18 protein-coding genes are annotated in these 16,368 nt (G+C 67.9%); 10 read left to right on the plus strand and 8 right to left on the minus strand.

Features of this window, described 5'->3' with window-relative positions; genetic code table 11:
• Positions 1-23: 23 nt before the first annotated feature.
• Positions 24-1,229: an acyl-CoA dehydrogenase family protein gene (locus tag LX13_RS19175; RefSeq protein ID WP_253662934.1), complete on the minus strand. Its 1,206-nt coding sequence runs from the start codon at positions 1,227-1,229 to the stop codon at positions 24-26.
• Positions 1,230-1,397: 168 nt separating this feature from the next.
• Here LX13_RS19175 and LX13_RS19180 point away from each other — a divergent pair, with 168 nt between their 5' ends.
• Together LX13_RS19180 and LX13_RS19185 are read left to right on the plus strand one after the other, a co-directional pair.
• Positions 1,398-2,537, plus strand: a complete 1,140-nt coding sequence (locus LX13_RS19180; protein WP_253662935.1) for an acyl-CoA dehydrogenase family protein — start codon at positions 1,398-1,400, stop codon at positions 2,535-2,537.
• A gap of 4 nt (positions 2,538-2,541) precedes the next feature.
• Entirely contained in the window at positions 2,542-3,432 is an 891-nt protein-coding gene (locus LX13_RS19185) for an alpha/beta hydrolase fold domain-containing protein (RefSeq protein ID WP_253662936.1), read from the plus strand.
• Positions 3,433-3,443: 11 nt separating this feature from the next.
• Here the strand turns inward: LX13_RS19185 and LX13_RS19190 are convergent, their stop codons facing one another.
• Positions 3,444-3,902: a VOC family protein gene (locus tag LX13_RS19190; protein WP_253662937.1), complete on the minus strand. Its 459-nt coding sequence runs from the start codon at positions 3,900-3,902 to the stop codon at positions 3,444-3,446.
• 136 nt (positions 3,903-4,038) lie between these two features.
• On the opposite strand from LX13_RS19190, the gene LX13_RS19195 reads away from it, so the two are divergent.
• Positions 4,039-4,674, plus strand: coding sequence for a pyridoxamine 5'-phosphate oxidase family protein (locus tag LX13_RS19195; protein ID WP_253662938.1), 636 nt, complete (start codon positions 4,039-4,041; stop codon positions 4,672-4,674).
• Here the strand turns inward: LX13_RS19195 and LX13_RS19200 are convergent.
• On the minus strand, positions 4,661-5,875 hold the full coding sequence (locus LX13_RS19200) for a PucR family transcriptional regulator (RefSeq protein WP_253662939.1): 1,215 nt from the start codon (positions 5,873-5,875) through the stop codon (positions 4,661-4,663). The genes LX13_RS19195 and LX13_RS19200 overlap by 14 nt on opposite strands.
• Positions 5,876-6,002: 127 nt before the next feature.
• Here LX13_RS19200 and LX13_RS19205 point away from each other — a divergent pair, with 127 nt between their 5' ends.
• Entirely contained in the window at positions 6,003-7,667 is a 1,665-nt protein-coding gene (locus LX13_RS19205; RefSeq protein ID WP_253662940.1) for an FAD-binding dehydrogenase, read from the plus strand.
• Position 7,668: 1 nt separating this feature from the next.
• Here LX13_RS19205 and LX13_RS19210 read toward each other — a convergent pair whose 3' ends face one another.
• From LX13_RS19210 to LX13_RS19220, 3 genes are read right to left on the minus strand one after another with little or no spacing between them, the layout of a single operon-like run.
• Entirely contained in the window at positions 7,669-8,397 is a 729-nt protein-coding gene (locus LX13_RS19210; RefSeq protein ID WP_253662941.1) for an FAD-binding oxidoreductase, read from the minus strand.
• A gap of 12 nt (positions 8,398-8,409) precedes the next feature.
• Complete coding sequence (locus tag LX13_RS19215; protein ID WP_253662942.1) at positions 8,410-9,009, minus strand: sulfite oxidase-like oxidoreductase; 600 nt, start codon at positions 9,007-9,009, stop codon at positions 8,410-8,412.
• Between the two features lie 54 nt (positions 9,010-9,063).
• A complete protein-coding gene (locus LX13_RS19220) occupies positions 9,064-9,426 on the minus strand; it encodes a UBP-type zinc finger domain-containing protein (protein WP_253662943.1) in 363 nt (120 codons plus the stop codon).
• Positions 9,427-9,530: 104 nt separating this feature from the next.
• Between LX13_RS19220 and LX13_RS19225 the strand changes: the two genes are divergently transcribed.
• Genes LX13_RS19225 through LX13_RS19240 form a run of 4 tightly spaced genes read left to right on the plus strand, consistent with a single transcriptional unit; the run spans position 9,531 to position 13,400 of the window.
• On the plus strand, positions 9,531-9,989 hold the full coding sequence (locus tag LX13_RS19225) for a helix-turn-helix transcriptional regulator (RefSeq protein WP_253662944.1): 459 nt from the start codon (positions 9,531-9,533) through the stop codon (positions 9,987-9,989).
• 5 nt (positions 9,990-9,994) lie between these two features.
• Complete coding sequence (locus tag LX13_RS19230) at positions 9,995-10,405, plus strand: VOC family protein (protein ID WP_253662945.1); 411 nt, start codon at positions 9,995-9,997, stop codon at positions 10,403-10,405.
• A 52-nt stretch (positions 10,406-10,457) separates the two neighbouring features.
• On the plus strand, positions 10,458-12,842 hold the full coding sequence (locus tag LX13_RS19235) for an ATP-binding cassette domain-containing protein (protein ID WP_253662946.1): 2,385 nt from the start codon (positions 10,458-10,460) through the stop codon (positions 12,840-12,842).
• A 39-nt stretch (positions 12,843-12,881) separates the two neighbouring features.
• On the plus strand, positions 12,882-13,400 hold the full coding sequence (locus LX13_RS19240) for an Rv2253 family sensor-like surface protein (RefSeq protein ID WP_253662947.1): 519 nt from the start codon (positions 12,882-12,884) through the stop codon (positions 13,398-13,400).
• 6 nt (positions 13,401-13,406) lie between these two features.
• Here LX13_RS19240 and LX13_RS19245 read toward each other — a convergent pair whose 3' ends face one another.
• On the minus strand, positions 13,407-13,790 hold the full coding sequence (locus LX13_RS19245) for a VOC family protein (protein WP_253662948.1): 384 nt from the start codon (positions 13,788-13,790) through the stop codon (positions 13,407-13,409).
• Positions 13,791-13,859: 69 nt separating this feature from the next.
• Between LX13_RS19245 and LX13_RS19250 the strand changes: the two genes are divergently transcribed.
• Entirely contained in the window at positions 13,860-14,735 is an 876-nt protein-coding gene (locus LX13_RS19250) for a TIGR03854 family LLM class F420-dependent oxidoreductase (protein WP_253662949.1), read from the plus strand.
• A gap of 83 nt (positions 14,736-14,818) precedes the next feature.
• The gene (locus LX13_RS19255) at positions 14,819-15,193 is read left to right on the plus strand and encodes a YidH family protein (protein ID WP_253662950.1); all 375 of its coding nucleotides are present in this window, start codon (positions 14,819-14,821) and stop codon (positions 15,191-15,193) included.
• Positions 15,194-15,214: 21 nt separating this feature from the next.
• Here LX13_RS19255 and LX13_RS19260 read toward each other — a convergent pair whose 3' ends face one another.
• A complete protein-coding gene (locus tag LX13_RS19260; RefSeq protein WP_253662951.1) occupies positions 15,215-16,330 on the minus strand; it encodes an alpha/beta hydrolase in 1,116 nt (371 codons plus the stop codon).
• Between the last annotated feature and the right edge of the window lie 38 nt (positions 16,331-16,368).

A 16,368-nucleotide genomic window follows, 5' to 3' on the forward strand; every position in this document is an offset into this window, starting at 1 on the left:
GTCGGCCGACGACGTGCTGCGGGTCAGACGAAGGCGCTGAACCCGGTGACGCCGCGCCCCACGATCAGGTTGTTCATCTGCGAGGTGCCCTCGTAGGAGTAGAGCGCCTCGGCGTCGACGAAGTACCGGATGACGTCGTAATCGAGCAGGATCCCGTTGCCGCCCAGGATCTCTCGGGCCCAACCGACGACCTCGCGCAGCCGTGTCGTGCAGTAGGTCTTGCACAGCGCTGCGTGCTCGTCGCGGTAGATGCCCTGATCCTGCAGCTGTGAGACCTGCATCGCCAGACCCAGACACGCGGTGACGTTGCCGGCCATGCGGGCGATGAGGTCGGAGATCAGCTGGAACGACGCGATGGGCTTGCCGAACTGCTCACGCTCCTGCGCGTAGGCCACCGCCTTCTCGTAGGCGCCGATCATCACGCCGACGGCGCTCCACGCCACCCCGCCGCGGGTGAGCCGCAGGACCTTGCCGGTGTCGGCGAACGAGTTCGCGTTCTCCAGCTTGTTGGCGCCGGGCACACGGCAGTCCTCGAAGTAGAGGTCGGCGTTCTCGACGGCACGCAGCGAGTACTTGTGTTCGATCTTCTCCGCCCGGAACCCCTCGAAGTCCTTCTCCACGACGAAACCCTTGACCTCGCCGTCTTCTTCGTCCTTGGCGTAGACGATCACGAGGTCGGCGAAGGTGGCGTTGCCGATCCACCGCTTGCTGCCGTTGAGGATCCAGTCGTCGCCGTCACGACGGGCGGTGGTCGACAGTCCGCCGGCGACGTCGGAACCGCCGTCGGGTTCGGAGAGTCCGAACGCCCCGACGAGTTCCATGCGGCGCATCGCCGGGAGCCAGCGATCGCGCTGCTCGGCCGAACCGAGGATCGAGATGCTGCTCATCGCGAGGCCACTGTGCACACCGAACATCGTCCCGGTGGACGGGTCGACCCGCGCGAACTCCAGACCGAGCCAGCCGGTGAGCACCTTGCGGTGCGGTTTGCGTCCGTCGAACTCGTACCCGAGTCCGACGATGTCGAGCTCGGCCAGACGCGGCAGCAGATGCCGCGGCGACTCGCCCTTCTCCCAGAACTCGTTCGCCCGCGGCGCGACCTCCTCGGCGAGGAAGCGTCGCACCCGGAGGATGATCTCGTTCTCCTCGTCGGTCAGCGCGGCCTGGTAGCCGAACAGGTCGGATGCCAGGTAGCTGGGGGACAGCGGTTCCATCGGTTCATGCGAGCTCATCGGTGAGTCCTCTCCGCGGGCGGGCGGGCCGCATTCGCGATGTCTGCACGTGTCTACGGCTCCATTGACGATCGTAATGGGGCGGCCGGTCGGAACCGGGTGGACTGCGTGGTTACATCGACCGTGCGTCGGTCGCCGGGCCGGGCGCCGAACACCGAGGAGCTGGTTGTGGCCGTTGACCGATTGTTGCCCACCGACGAGGCTCGCGAGCTGATCCAGCTGACCCGTGACATCGCCGCCAAGACGCTCGACCCGATCGTCGACGACCACGAGAAGCGGGAGCAGTACCCCGACGGCGTGTTCGCGACCCTCGGCGAGGCGGGGCTGCTGAGCCTGCCGTATCCCGAGGAGTGGGGCGGCGGTGGCCAGCCCTACGAGGTGTACCTCCAGGTGCTCGAGGAGCTCGCCGCATCGTGGGCCGCCGTCGCGGTCGCGGCGAGCGTGCACGGGCTCGCCTGCTACCCGGTGAGTGCCTTCGGCACTGACGAGCAGAAGTCGCGGTGGCTGCCCGACATGCTCGGCGGCGCCACCATCGGCGCCTACAGCCTGTCCGAACCGCAGGCGGGCTCCGACGCCGCTGCGCTGACGTGTCGGGCCGTCGCCGAAGGGGACCACTACGTCGTCGACGGCGCCAAGGCCTGGATCACCCACGGCGGCGTCGCCGACTTCTACAACCTCTTCGCGCGCACCGGCGAGGGGTCCAAGGGCATCTCCTGCTTCCTCGTCGACAAGGACACACCGAACCTGACGTTCGGCAAGCCCGAGGAGAAGATGGGCCTGCACGCGATCCCCACCACCTCCGCGCACTACGACGGCGCGCACGTCGACGCCGATCGGCTCATCGGCGCCGAGGGACAGGGGCTGCAGATCGCGTTCTCGGCACTGGACTCGGGGCGTCTCGGGATCGCCGCGGTCGCCGTCGGGATCGCGCAGGCCGCTCTCGACGACGCCGTCGCCTACGCGCAGGAACGCTCCACGTTCGGCCGCAAGATCATCGACCACCAGGGGCTGGGATTCGTGCTCGCGGACATGGCCGCGGCCGTCGACTCCGCACGCGCGACCTACCTCGACGCCGCCCGCAGGCGGGACGCCGGCCTGCCCTACTCGCGGAACGCGTCCGTCGCGAAACTGATCGCGACCGATGCCGCGATGAAGGTGACCACCGACGCCGTTCAGGTCTTCGGTGGCTACGGGTACACCAGGGACTTCCGGGTGGAGCGCTACATGCGCGATGCCAAGGTCACCCAGATCTTCGAGGGGACCAATCAGATCCAGCGACTCGTCATCAGCCGATCGCTGGCCGGTTGAGGAGATGAGCATCCAGATGCGGTTGGTCGCAGGTGTCATGCGGCTGACCCGCAAACGACAGATGTCGACACCCGCCCGCGCGCAGCGACGCATCCACGCGCCGAAGGGCTCGGCCGAGCCGACGGCGGCGATCCGCAGCCGGCACACCGTCACGCAGTATCGGGAATCGGGCTTCGACGTGCACCGCGTCGTCCCGAAGGACGGCCGATGGACGAGGTCGGTGCTGTACCTGCACGGCGGCGCCTACATCGCCGAGATCGCACCCCAGCACTACGGCTTCATCAGCAGGCTCGTCGATGCCGGGATCCGCGTCGACGTCCCGATCTACGGACTCGCGCCGCACCACACCGCGGTGCAGGCATACGACCTCATCGCATCGGTGTACCGGCGGTTGCTCGCCGACACCGACCCCGTCCAGATCACCGTGATGGGCGATTCGGCGGGCGCCGGGCTCGCGCTGGGTTTCGTACAGCAATCACCGGATCTCGGTCTGCCCCTGCCGGGACATGTCGTGCTCGTGTCGCCGTGGCTCGACGCGACGCTGTCGAACCCGGAGGTGGTCGCGGTCGAGAGACGAGACCCGTGGCTCAGCTCCGTCGGGCTGCGGGAGGCGGCACGCGTGTGGGCCGGCGACCTACCGCTCGACGACCCGCGGGTCAGTCCCATCCGCGGTTCGACGAGGGGGCTACCGCCGGTCGACATCTGGTGCGGCACCCGGGATCTGTTCCTCCCCGATGTACTGGCTCTGACGCGCGACATCCTCGACGGCGGGGGACGGGCGCGACTGACGCAGTGCGCGGGCGCCATTCACGTCTACCCGGTTCTGCCGACCCCCGAGGGCAGGACCGCGACCCGCGAGATCGTGGCGTCGGTCGTCGGCCCGAGCCGGCGCTGAGTGCGGTGTGGTCAGAGGGCGGACAGGTCCGGTACGCCGGCCATGCACTCGATGCGCACGCCGTCGGGGTCGGTGAGGTAGACCGCGCCGGTGACCGTGCCGCCGGCGCCCTCCATCCTCGAGACGGTGTGTCGCTGAGCGGTTCCGCCGTGCTGCTCCGCGAGTTCCCACAGGTCGTCGATCGCCTCCACGCGGAAGGCGAGGTGCGTGAACCCGAACTGATTCATCGGTCGCCGTTCGCGATCCCCGGTCCCCGCGGGTTCGGTCCACCGCACCAGTTCCAGCCGCATGTCGGGACGCGCGAGCATCCGTGAGGTGAACTGGCCGTCGATCTCCATCGTCGCGGCGAACTCGGGGCCGAGATCCATGGTGAACAGCTCGCGGAAGCCGAGCACGTTCACGTAGAACGCCGTCGAGCGGTCGAGATCGGAACAGCAGATCCCGATGTGTGACCACGACTGGATCGCCATGTCATCCGCCTCTCGCAGCTGGGAACACCCCGACGTATGTGTCTATCACCGCGGCGGAGTCGACCGGGTACCTTTCGGTGAGCAGGTGCTCCGCGAGGTGTCGGTTCGCGGGTGATCGACGGGAAAGCGGGTGGTGATGTCGAATCGCTATGCACGCCTGATGTTCGGGCGCAGCGCGCTCGAACGTCAGCAGGCCGATGGCAGCTATTCGGTGTACGGGGCCACCACCGAACGCGACGACGACGGCCCGGACCATCTCGACGAACGGGAGATCGCGCTGCTGGGCAGCGTGTTCCAGTTCCACCTCGCGACGGTCACGGCCGGTGGGCACCCCTACATCCAGTACCGCAGCGGCCCACGCGGGTTCCTGCACCATCTGGGTGACAACACGATCGGCTTCGCCGACTTCCACGGCAACGCCCAGTTCGTGTCGGTGGGCAACATCGACGACAACGGCCGGGTCGCGATGTTCGTGGCCGACTACCCCCGCAAGATCCGTCTCAAGCTGTTCGGTCGCGCCACCGTCGTCGACGCCGCGGACGACCCCGATCTGCTGGCGCGGCTCGTGACCGTCGGCGACACCCGGATCGCGGCGCGCGCCGAGCGCAGCATCGTGATCACGATCGAGGCGTTCGACTGGAACTGTTCGCGCAGCCTGGTCCCGCAGTACGACCGCGACTACGTGCGCGCCCTCAACCGGGCGCACTCCGCCGAGACCGAGGAGCTCCGCACCCGCATCGCCGACCTGGAACGCCTGGTCACCGGGTCCTGATCGGACCGGCCAGCTGCTGCAGCTGGATGGCCGTGTCCAGGGCGAGGCGATGCCACGCGTGTCGCGGATCGCGGCCGGTCAGCTCCTGGGCGCGACGTAGTCGGTACCGCAGCGTCTGCGGGTGCACGTGCAGCTCCGCGGCGGCCGCCGTGGCCGTACCGGTCGAGATGAACGCACGCAGACCGTCGAGCAGGTGGGTGTTCGACGGATCGCGCAGCGGGCCGAGCACGGAGGAGACGACCGCGTCGGTGTCGGCGGTCGCACGCGCCGTCAACAGGACGAGCAGCTGGCAGTCTCCGTCGTCGAGGAGCGTTCGATCGGCGAAGGCGTGCCCGGGAGCGGTGTCGAGTCCGTCGCAGGCCAGCCGATAGGCGGCGGCGACGTCGGCGATGGGTCGTCCCGACATCAGGCATCCGTGTAGATCCAGTGCCGCACAGACGGTGTCGAGTGCGACCCGATCGACCGTCGTCGGCAGCAGCACGATCCCCCGGGTGCCGCGCCGGGTGCGCAGGTGGGTTCGTGGGGTGCGGTCGGACCGGTCGGTGTGTGGTGTCGCCCCGAGGGCTCGCAGGATCGTGTCGAGGTCATGTTCGGACACCGGACGCGTGGGATCGGTGGGGTCGACGATCAGCAGCCGCGGACGCCCGGCGAGGGCGAGTTCCAATTGCCGACTGCGGTCGGCGATCGCGCCGGACGAGTTCTGCCGACCGGCCACCAGGTCGTCGAGGAACGCGGCCTGTGCCTGCCCGCGGTCGGAGGTCAGACGATCGCGGTACGCGGTGTACGCGTCGATGATCGCCTCGGAGACCGCGTCGAGGGTGCGCAGCACCATCAGACTGAGATCGGCGACGTCGGCCGGTTCGAGGTCGTCGAGATGGTGATCGACGACGTGCCGCACGAACACGTCGGACGCGACGCGGTAGGCACGGAGGATGTCGGTCAGCGGACGACCGTCGGCGGCGCGAGCGGTGCCGATCGCCCGGAACGCGAGTCGGTCCCGCTCGATGTCGCTGTCGTCGATCCACAGGTCGAGCAACCGGCGCAGGGACCGGGCCGCGATGTGTTCGACCTCGTCGAGCTGTGGGCCTCGCAGATCGCGGTAGGCGGGAACCGCCGCACGGATTGCCTCGACCGACCGGGTGACGATGGCGGGCAGTTCGTCGTGTAGTCGGGTGACGGTGCGTTCGCGCCCGCTGCTCATCGACGTATCCGTTCCGGTTTGTCATCCGGTGACAAACCGGATGGCGCATTCGGCGCTGATCATTGCGCCGACTTGTCATCCACGACACTCTCACACGAGAGGTCGACGTCGCGGAGAAGGAGAGAACGTGGATGCAGATGTGATCGTGGTCGGTGCCGGACTGGCGGGGTTGGTCGCCACCGCGGAGCTGGCCGACGCCGGGAAACGCGTACTTCTCCTCGATCAGGAGCCGGCCGCGAACCTGGGCGGTCAGGCGTTCTGGTCCCTCGGCGGGCTGTTCATGATCGACACCCCCGAGCAGCGGCGCATGGGCATCAAGGACTCACCCGAACTCGCCTGGCAGGACTGGCTGGGCAGCGCGACCTTCGACCGCGGCATCGACGACCCGTCGGGCGAGGACTACTGGGGCCACCGGTGGGCCGAGGCCTACGTGCACTTCGCGGCCGGCGAGAAACGCTCGTGGTTGCACGCCCAGGGCGTGCGATGGGTCCCGATCGTCGGTTGGGCCGAGCGCGGTGGATATCTGGCCGAGGGGCACGGCAACTCGGTTCCGCGTTTCCATCTCACGTGGGGGACCGGGCCCGGTGTGGTCGCCCCGTTCGAACGACGGGTCCGCGAGGCCGCCGATCGGGGGCTCGTGACCGTCGCCTTCCGTCACCGCGTGGACGAGCTCGTCGTGTCCGACGGCGCCGTGACCGGTGTCCGCGGCGCGGTGCTCGAGCCCAGTGGCGCCGTCCGCGGGAGCGGGAGCTCCCGGGTGGTCACCGGCGAGTTCGACCTGTCGGCGTCGGCCGTGCTCGTGACCGCAGGCGGTATCGGTGCGAATCACGAACTGGTGCGCGCCAACTGGCCCGAACGCCTCGGCACCCCGCCGGTATCGATGATCTCCGGGGTGCCCGAACACGTCGACGGCCGCATGCTCGGGATCAGCGCCACCGCCGGCGCACGGCTCGTCAATCGCGACCGCATGTGGCACTACACCGAGGGCATCAAGAACTGGGACCCGATCTGGGCGAACCACGGCATCCGCATCATCCCGGGGCCGTCGTCGATGTGGTTCGACGCCCGAGGGAGACGGTTCCCGGTGCCGAACTTCCCCGGTTTCGACACGCTGGGAACGTTGAAAGCCATCCAGGACACCGGATTCGACTATTCGTGGTTCGTCCTCACGCAGAAGATCGTGGAGAAGGAGTTCGCGTTGTCCGGGTCGGAGCAGAACCCCGACATCACCGGTAAGGACCTCAAGTTGGTTCTCAGCCGGGTGTTGCCTGGTGCCAGCGGGCCCGTCGAGGCGTTCAAGGAACACGGAGAGGATTTCGTCGTCGCCGACACGCTGACCGAGCTCGTCGACGGCATGAACCGGGTCGCCGGGACCGACCTCATCGTCCACGACGACCTCCGGCGTCAGATCGTGGCCAGGGACCGCGAGATCGACAACCCGTTCACCAAGGACCTGCAGATCTCCGCGATCCACAACTCGCGTCGGTCGCGTGGGGAGCGGATCGCGCGCACCGCGACGCCGCACAAGATCCTCGACCCCAAGGCCGGGCCGCTGATCGCGGTCCGCCTCAACATCGTCACCCGCAAGACGCTCGGTGGACTGCAGACCGACCTCGCGGGCCGCGTGCAGAACGCCGAGATGTCCGCAGTACCCGGCCTGTGGGCCGCCGGCGAGATCGCCGGTTTCGGTGGCGGCGGGGTGCACGGCTACCGATCGCTGGAGGGGACGTTCCTCGGCGGGTGCCTGTTCAGCGGACGGCAGGCCGGACGGGCCCTGGCCGCGGAGGTGTGAGTCACGCGGCGAGGTAGCGCTCGATCCTGATCGAGGTGGTCGGGTAGCCGGCGTCGACGAGCCATTCGCCGAGCATCTCGACGAATTCGTTTGCGCCGCACAGGTAGATCAGGGGGTGATTCTCCACCGGGATCACCGAGGCCAGGAACTCCTCGTGCGTGATCCGACCAGGCGGACGTGTCGAGTCCGGTGGAGCCGACCGGGTGTAGAACCAGTCGACCGGTAGGCGTCGGTGTGCGGCCAGGGCGGCGAACTCGTCGCGGTAGTAGACGTGTTCGGGCGACCGGGCCGAGTACAGCAGTCGGAACGTCGCGTCGGGTGCCGCGGTCTCCCGTAGCCGCACCATCGCCATCAACGGGGCGATCCCGGAACCGCCCGCCACCAACTGGATCGGCCGTGCGGTACCGGGCGATGTAGGAGACCACACGAAATGTCCGCCGATCGGCCCGGCGATCTCGACCTGTTCGCCGATCTCGAGGTCGCGCACCAGGAACGGCGACACCTCACCGTCGTCGAGTTCCTCGACACTGACCGCGACGGTGTCGCCCTCACGGACGTCGGACAGCGAGTACGACCGCGACGCCGAATAGCCGTCGGGCGCGGTCAGTCTGATGTCGATGTGCTGACCCGCCGACGCCCCCGGGAAGCCCGGGACCGACAACCAGATGGAGCGTGCGGTCGGCGTCTCCATCGTCGCGCCGGTCACCGTGGCCACCTGCCACGTTGTCACCGACCGGACACCTCACGCATAGCGCTGCTCCTGCCAGGGGTCGCCGTACATGTGATACCCGTTCGCTTCCCAGAACCCGGGCTCGTCCTGGGTCAGCAGGTGCAGCTCGTTGACCCACTTGGCGCTCTTCCAGAAATACAGGTGCGGCACGAGAAGTCGTGCGGGACCACCGTGTTCGGGATGCAACGGCTTACCGTCGAAGGTGTGGGCGATCATCGCCTTGCCGTCGACGAGGTCGGCCAGCGGGACGTTCGTGGTGTAGCCCCCGTACGCGTGCGCCATCACGTGGCTGACGGACCCGACATCCGCGCCCGCCGCGTCGAGCAGGGTGTCGATCGAGACACCCGTCCACGCCGTACCGAGCTTCGACCACCGGGTGACGCAGTGGATGTCCACCACGATCTTCTGCTGGGGCAGCGCCATGAACTCCGGCCATGTCCACCGGTGTCCCTGTCCGTCGGGTGTGGTGATGGAGAACGACCACCGGTCGGTGACCACCCGCGGGGTGGCGCCGGTGGCGAGCACCGGGAAATCGGCGGTGAGGTACTGCCCCGGAGGGAGGGTCGGTCCGTCACGGCGTTTGCCCCGGAACCGACTGTTGATGACGCCCATCGGGTCATTATCGACTGTCGGTGGCGTCGACGCGCAGCCGACGCGACCGTCGCCCTACCGGGATCGGTGGTCGAGGAGGATCTGCTGCCAGTTGCCCGGTACGCGATCACCCGGTCCCGGCGTCGCCTGCGCGTCCGGGTGTTCGTGCGGTGGGGCGAGCACCGGACCGGTGAACATGTCGTCGGTCCGGTAGTCGAAGAACCAACTCTCCCCGGGTTCGAAGCTCTGCACGATCGGATGCCCCGTGCTCGTCGCATGCGCGGTGGCGTGACCGTTGAGTGAGTCGTCGCAGCAACCGATGTGGCCGCAGAGCGCGCACCGCCGGAGATGAAACCACCAGCTGCCGTCGGTCTCGCAGTCCAGACACCCGGTTCCGCTCGGGGCGATGTGTTCGTCGATGCCGTCGTTGTCGGTCATGGCGTCGATCGTGGCACAGCACGTCACACCGTGAGCGGTGTACAGACCACATGCGATGTCCGAATCGCAGGCGCGTGACGGTGTCGCGTGACACGATCTCGCTGATGACCGGCACCTCGACCGACGAGCAACGGCTCCGCGATCTCGCGGTGCTGCGTCGGGTGCGTGACCGCATCGACCGGGAGTACGCGCAGCCGTTGGACGTCGAGGCCCTGGCGCGCGGGGCGCACATGTCGGCCGGCCACCTCAGTCGAGAGTTCCGACGGGCCTACGGAGAGTCGCCGTACTCGTACCTGATGACGCGTCGCATCGAGCGCGCGATGTCGTTGTTGCGCCGTGGCGACCTCTCGGTCACCGAGATCTGTTTTGCGGTGGGGTGTTCGTCCCTGGGCACCTTCAGCACCCGGTTCCGTGAACTGGTCGGTGTGCCGCCCAGCGTCTTCCGGCGTCAGGCGGCAGCGGCGTCGACGACCACCTCGGGGATACCCGCCTGCGTCGCGAAGCAGGCCACCAGACCGGTCAGGAATCGAGAAGCGCGGGTGGCCGAGCCGCGCCTAGCGTGATCGCCATGACCATCAGCATCCATTCCAGCTTCCTGCCACACACCGACGCCGAGGCGTCCCTGGCCTTCTATCGGGACGTCCTCGGGTTCGAGGTCCGCAACGACGTCGGCCACAACGAGATGCGGTGGATCACCATCGGTCCCGTCGATCAGCCCGACACCAACATCGTGCTGCAGCCGCCGACCGCGGACCCCGGCATCACCGAGGAGGAGGCCCGGGTCATCGGTGAGATGATGGCGAAGGGCACCTTCGGCCGGGTGTTGCTCGCCACCCCCGACCTCGACTCGACGTTCGAGCGAGTCGTCGTCGCCCGCGCCGAGATCGTCCAGGAACCGACCGAACAGCCCTACGGCGTCCGCGACTGCGCCGTCCGCGACCCGGCGGGCAACCTCATCCGGATCCAAGAACTGCGCTGAACCGACCACCGCATCACACGATCTGTACCGACGAGACGGAGAACCTCAGACCATGGCCACGCGAACGGCGAAGACCACGCCCGATCCCCACGTCGCCGACACCCACGACCTGATCCGCGTGCACGGTGCCCGGGTGAACAACCTCAAGGACATCAGCGTCGAGATCCCCAAGCGGCGTCTCACCGTGTTCACCGGGGTGTCCGGATCAGGCAAGAGTTCGCTGGTCTTCAGCACGATCGCCGCCGAGTCGCAGCGGATGATCAACGAGACCTACAGCGCGTTCCTCCAGGGTTTCATGCCGACGCTCGCGCGGCCTGAGGTCGACTTCATGGACGGCATCACCACAGCGATCATCGTCGACCAGCAGCGGATGGGCGGCGACCCGCGCTCGACCGTCGGCACCGCCACCGACGCCAACGCGATGTTGCGGATCCTGTTCAGCCGAGTCGGCAGGCCCTACATCGGTTCGGCACAAGCATTCTCGTTCAACGTCGGGTCCGCGAGTGGCGCAGGTGCCGCGACGGTCTCGAAGGGCGGCCGCGACGTCAAGGTACGCAAGACCTTCACCATCACCGGTGGCATGTGTCCACGCTGTGAGGGGCGCGGGTCGGTCAGCGACATCGACCTCACCCAGCTCTACGACGCGGAGAAGTCTCTCAACGATGGTGCGTTGACCATCCCGGGCTACACGATGGACGGGTGGTACGGACGGATCTTCAGTGGTTGCGGCTTCTTCGACCCGGACAAGCCGATCAACACGTTCACCAAGCGGCAGCTCGACGACCTTCTCTACAAGGAGCCCACCAAGATCAAGGTCGACGGCATCAATCTGACCTACGAAGGGCTGATCCCCAAGATCCAGAAGTCGATGCTGTCGAAGGACGTCGAGGCGCTCCAACCGCACATCCGGGCGTTCGTCGAACGCGCGACCACGTTTCAGATCTGCCCCGAGTGCGACGGGACGCGTCTCACCGAAGGCGCGCGTTCGTCGAAGATCACGGGCATCAACATCGCCGAGGCGTGTGCCATGCAGATCAACGAGCTCGCCGACTGGGTGCGCGGACTCGACGATCCGTCGGTGACGCCGTTGCTGACGACCCTTCAGCGCACCCTGGACTCGTTCGTCGAGATCGGTCTCGGCTATCTGTCCCTGGACCGACCATCGGGCACGTTGTCGGGAGGAGAAGCGCAGCGCACCAAGATGATCCGACACCTCGGATCATCGCTGACCGACGTCACCTACGTATTCGACGAACCCACGATCGGCTTGCACCCGCACGACATCGCGCGCATGAACGACCTGCTCCTGCGCCTGCGCGACAAGGGCAACACCGTTCTCGTCGTCGAACACAAGCCGGAGGCGATCGCCATCGCCGACCACGTCGTCGACCTGGGGCCGCGTGCCGGATCCGATGGCGGCCAGGTCATGTTCGAGGGCAGCGTCGAGGGCCTCCGGGCCAGCGGCACGCTGACCGGAGTGCACCTCGACGACCGCGCGACCCTGAAACCGGCGCTGCGTACGGCGTCGTCGGTGCTCGAGGTGCGCGGCGCCGACTCCCACAACCTGCGTGACGTCGACGTCGACATCCCACTGGGCGTCCTGGTGGTCCTGACCGGTGTGGCGGGCTCGGGCAAGAGTTCGCTGATCCGCGGGTCGGTGACCGGACTCGACGGCGTGATCGCGGTCGACCAGACCCCGATCAAGGGGTCCCGACGCAGCAACCCGGCGACCTACACCGGGCTGCTCGAACCCATCCGCAAGGCGTTCGCCAAGGAGAACGGCGTCAAACCGGCTCTCTTCAGCGCGAATTCGGAGGGGGCCTGCCCGACCTGCAACGGCAACGGCGTCATCTACTCCGATCTGGCGATGATGGCAGGTGTCGCCACCCCGTGCGAGGAGTGCGAGGGCAGGCGTTTTCAGGCCTCGGTGCTGGAGTACCGGCTGGGCGGTAGCAACATCAGCGAGGTCCTCGGCATGTCGGCCGCCGAGGCCGAGGCGTTCTTCGGCGACGGCCCGGCGCCACTGCCGGCGGCGCACAAGATCCTCGAGCGCCTAGTCGACGTCGGCTTGGGCTACATCAAGCTGGGGCAGCCTCTCACGGCGTTGTCCGGTGGCGAACGACAACGCATCAAGCTGGCCACCCAGATGGCGGGCAAGGGCGATGTGTACGTGCTCGACGAGCCGACGACCGGACTGCACCTCGCCGACGTGGAGAACCTCCTCGGGCTGCTCGACCGGCTGGTCGACTCGGGGAAGTCGGTCATCGTCATCGAGCACCATCAGGCGGTGATGGCGCACGCGGACTGGATCATCGACCTCGGTCCCGGCGCAGGTCACGACGGGGGACAGGTGGTATTCGAGGGCGCCCCGGCCGAGCTGGTGCAGGCCCGATCGACTCTCACCGGCGAGCACCTGGCGGCTTATGTCGGAAGCTGATCATCGCCAATCGTGCGTTGGGCATGGTTGACTTCCGGCATGCGAAAAGCGCTTGTGGTGGTGGTCCTGGTCGCGGCGTGGCTGGTCTCCGGGGCGGTGCCTGCGAGCGCTGCGCAGCCGTCGTGGGACGGCCAGTACTCGTTGAAGCGGTTCGCGGCCTCGAAGTACGGCACGAGTCTGGCGGCCCGGCAGGGTGAGCCCGACTTCTCCGACGTCTACACCTTCACCACCGAATGCCGGTCCGGAGTGCCGTGTGTGTCGACGGTCAGCGGTGGCCCGGCCCCGAAGAACCCGACCTTGCCCCAGCCGGCCCGCTACGTGTTCGACGGCACCAGCTGGGTTCACGTCTACGACTGGCAGTGGGATTGCTACCAGGGGCCGGACAAGGCGAAGGTCTGGGCGCCCGCGAGGTCGGTGGCGACCTACACGAAGCAGGCCGACGGGACCTACACGGGCCTGTGGCGCACCGACATCGACGGCGGGCCGTGCAACGGCTACGTGGAGATGCGGGTCGCGGCGTACCCGGTCGATCAGACGCCGGTGCGTTTCGGTAGCTGAGCCGGCTCAGTTCGCGGGAGGTTCCCAGAGTTCGATCGCGTTGCCCTCGGGATCGTGGGTTCGCGCGAACCGGCCGGTCTCGGGGGAGTCCCACCCGGGATCGACGGCGGTCTCGACACCGGCGTCGGAGAGACGCGTCAGCAACCCGTCGAGGTCACTGACTCGGAGATTGAGCATGAACTGTTTGTCGGCGGCCCAGTAGTCGGTGTCCGACCCGAACGGCGCGAACACCAGCGGACCGCCGGCCACCCGCCACGACCACTCGTCGGACGGGCCCTCGCCCTCGGCGGCGCAGCCGGCACCGACCCCCAATAGATCGCGATACCAGGCGGTCAACGCATCCGGGTCCTGCGCCCGAAAGAAGATCCCGCCCACTCCCAGCACCGGCATGTCCAGCTCCTCGTCCGTTCGATGAATCGTCGATGTGTCGGGTGTCGTTGGCAAGTGTAGGAAGAAGCGATGAGCATTCGATTCGGAATCGGGACCGGCGCAGACCTCGACCCCGCGCACCTCCCCGCTCTCGTGGATCGTCTCGAGTCCGACGGCGTCGACTCGCTGTGGTTCTCCGAACTCGTCTACTCGCGGGCGGTCGACCCGTTCGTCGGCATGTCCTACGCGGCATCGCGCACCGAGAAGCTGAAGGTGGGCACCTCGGTCGCGATCCTGCCCGGCCGTCACCCGGTGCTGGTCGCAAAGCAGTTGCTCTCGCTGGCGGCGCTCGCCCCGAAACGGGTGCTCCCGGTGTTCGGTCTGCAGGCGGGCAACCCCAGGGAACGCGAACTGTTCCCCGTCACCGGGCGGCGCGGCGACGTCTTCGACGAATCCCTGCGGCTGCTGCGCGCCGTGCTCGCCGGCGACGACATCGATTTCGCCGGTGACCATTTCGACGTCACCGGCGCCGCGGTCCGCCAGGGCCACACCGGGTCGGTCGACGTGTGGCTCGGCGGCCGGGTGCCCGCGGCCTATCGACGGATCGGAGCCCTCGGCGACGGATGGCTCGGCAGCTTCGTGACGCCCGCCGAGGCCGCAGCCGGGGTGGCGACGATCAACGCCGAGGCCGCCGCCGCGGGACGACACATCGACGACGACCACTTCGGGATCACCCTCCTGCTGGCCGACGGCGCCGATCCCGACGAGCTGACGGCTCGGGCCGGCAGTCGGCGACCCGAGGTCGACGCGCGGGACCTGGTCGCGACCGGGTGGTCTGCGCTGCATCGGATGATCGACGACTACGTCGAGGCCGGTCTGAGCAAGTTCGTCATCATCCCCGCCGCCGGCGGCATGACGTCGTTCGTGGACCGATTCGTCGACGAACTCCTCCCGCGTCAGACCTGATCGGCGACAGATCTCTTCGGTCGGTCGAGTCTCGGTATGGTCCGTCGTTCGTCGCGAGCGCGACCGCGCGGGATGATGGCCGGGTGACCGCACACGACGCACCCGATCACGACGACCGCCCACTCGGATCGGTCGACGCACGGTTCACCCTCGCCGCCGAGCGCACCGTGTTGGCCTGGATCCGCACGTCACTGGGCCTCATCGCAGCGGGTGTCGCGGTGTTGCACGTGATCGACCGGTTCGGCGAACCGGGGACCCGTCAGGCGCTCGGCGTCACGTTGATCGCCGTGGGTGCGCTCACCGCGGTGCTGGGTGGGTGGCGATGGCGTCGGACGACCACCGCGTTGCGTACGGGTAGTGACATGCCCGGCGGCGGTGCCGTGTGGGTGGTGATCGCCGCGATCGTGGTGCTCGCAGCCGCATTCGCGGTGGTCAGCCTGATCGGCGCGTCGGGCTGAGCCGTCAGTGCGTCGGAACCGTCAGTGCGTGGCGGCGGCCTCGGGGTCGGAGCTGACGTGTCGGCGGGAGAGTTCACGCAGTGCGCGGAACACCCGTTTGGACGACTCCGCCCACGGCATGAGGATCGGGAAGACGTGGAACATCCCCCGTTCCTCCATCGCGTACACCGTCACCCCGGCCATCTTCAGGCCCTCGACGAACTTGCGGATGCCGTCACGGAACATCTCGTCCTTGCCCCAGCACACGAAGGTCGGTGGGAACCACTCCGGTTGCGGCTTGGCGTAGATGGCCGAGACGCGCTCGTCGTTGGGTTGCACGCCCTGGAGATAGGGGCTGACCGGCACGTTCCACGGCAGGATGTCGTGCTGCGCGTTGGTGGTGATCGACGGGTGGTTCAGGTCGAGGTCGACCTCGGGCGAGAACAGCATCACCGCGGCCGGTCGGGGCATGTCGTGGTCGTGGAGGTAGGACACCAGCGAGGTGGCCAATCCGCCGCCGCCGGAATCGCCGGCCACGACGAGGTGGTCGGAATCGATTCCGCGCTCGAGGAGTCCCTCGTAGACGTCAGCGGCGTCGTGCACGCCGGCCGGGAACGGGAACTCCGGGGCCATCCGGTAGTCGGCGATGAAGATCTCGTAACCCGTGATCCGCACCAGCGACGCCGCGAACGCGGTGTACATGATCGGCGAGGTCCCGATGTACCCGCCGCCGTGCAGGTAGAGCACCGTGGCCGCGATCGTCTCCTTCTCGTCCGGGTCGTCGACGAACTCATCTGAGCTGGCCTTGGCTCGGCACCAGAGACCCTCGACGCCGCCGATGGTGTCCTTCGTGAGTTCCACACCGTCGACGAGACCGATGAACGGCGGCATGACCACCCGGCAGATGTCGTCGAGGATCCGCTCCATCGACCGGAACTCCTCGATCGGCAACCCCATCGAGTAACCCATGAACGACCGGATGGCCTGACGGGTGACCGATTGTCCGATGTTGTCGAGGAGGCCGCTCGGGCCCTGCCACGGACGACGGAACGGCACCCGCGCCAGACCGTTGAGCATGCTCTCGGCGAGTCCGACCATTGCCAGCGCCGTCAGGGGCGCGGATGCGGTCTCCACCTCGGGACGATCAGCCATAACCATGCCTCGATCCTAGGTGCCGTCGTCGTCCCGGTTGGCCC

Source organism: Williamsia maris (assembly GCF_024171815.1).
Lineage (GTDB): Bacteria > Actinomycetota > Actinomycetes > Mycobacteriales > Mycobacteriaceae > Williamsia_A > Williamsia_A maris.

Coding starts and splice junctions, on each gene's coding strand:
- LX13_RS19175 (WP_253662934.1), bottom strand. CDS start 1,229: ATGAGCTCGCATGAACCGATGGAACCGCTGTCCCCCAGCTACCTGGCA.
- LX13_RS19185 (WP_253662936.1), top strand. CDS start 2,542: ATGAGCATCCAGATGCGGTTGGTCGCAGGTGTCATGCGGCTGACCCGC.
- LX13_RS19190 (WP_253662937.1), bottom strand. CDS start 3,902: ATGGCGATCCAGTCGTGGTCACACATCGGGATCTGCTGTTCCGATCTC.
- LX13_RS19195 (WP_253662938.1), top strand. CDS start 4,039: ATGTCGAATCGCTATGCACGCCTGATGTTCGGGCGCAGCGCGCTCGAA.
- LX13_RS19200 (WP_253662939.1), bottom strand. CDS start 5,875: ATGAGCAGCGGGCGCGAACGCACCGTCACCCGACTACACGACGAACTG.
- LX13_RS19215 (WP_253662942.1), bottom strand. CDS start 9,009: ATGGGCGTCATCAACAGTCGGTTCCGGGGCAAACGCCGTGACGGACCG.
- LX13_RS19220 (WP_253662943.1), bottom strand. CDS start 9,426: ATGACCGACAACGACGGCATCGACGAACACATCGCCCCGAGCGGAACC.
- LX13_RS19225 (WP_253662944.1), top strand. CDS start 9,531: ATGACCGGCACCTCGACCGACGAGCAACGGCTCCGCGATCTCGCGGTG.
- LX13_RS19230 (WP_253662945.1), top strand. CDS start 9,995: ATGACCATCAGCATCCATTCCAGCTTCCTGCCACACACCGACGCCGAG.
- LX13_RS19235 (WP_253662946.1), top strand. CDS start 10,458: ATGGCCACGCGAACGGCGAAGACCACGCCCGATCCCCACGTCGCCGAC.
- LX13_RS19240 (WP_253662947.1), top strand. CDS start 12,882: ATGCGAAAAGCGCTTGTGGTGGTGGTCCTGGTCGCGGCGTGGCTGGTC.
- LX13_RS19245 (WP_253662948.1), bottom strand. CDS start 13,790: ATGCCGGTGCTGGGAGTGGGCGGGATCTTCTTTCGGGCGCAGGACCCG.
- LX13_RS19250 (WP_253662949.1), top strand. CDS start 13,860: ATGAGCATTCGATTCGGAATCGGGACCGGCGCAGACCTCGACCCCGCG.
- LX13_RS19260 (WP_253662951.1), bottom strand. CDS start 16,330: ATGGTTATGGCTGATCGTCCCGAGGTGGAGACCGCATCCGCGCCCCTG.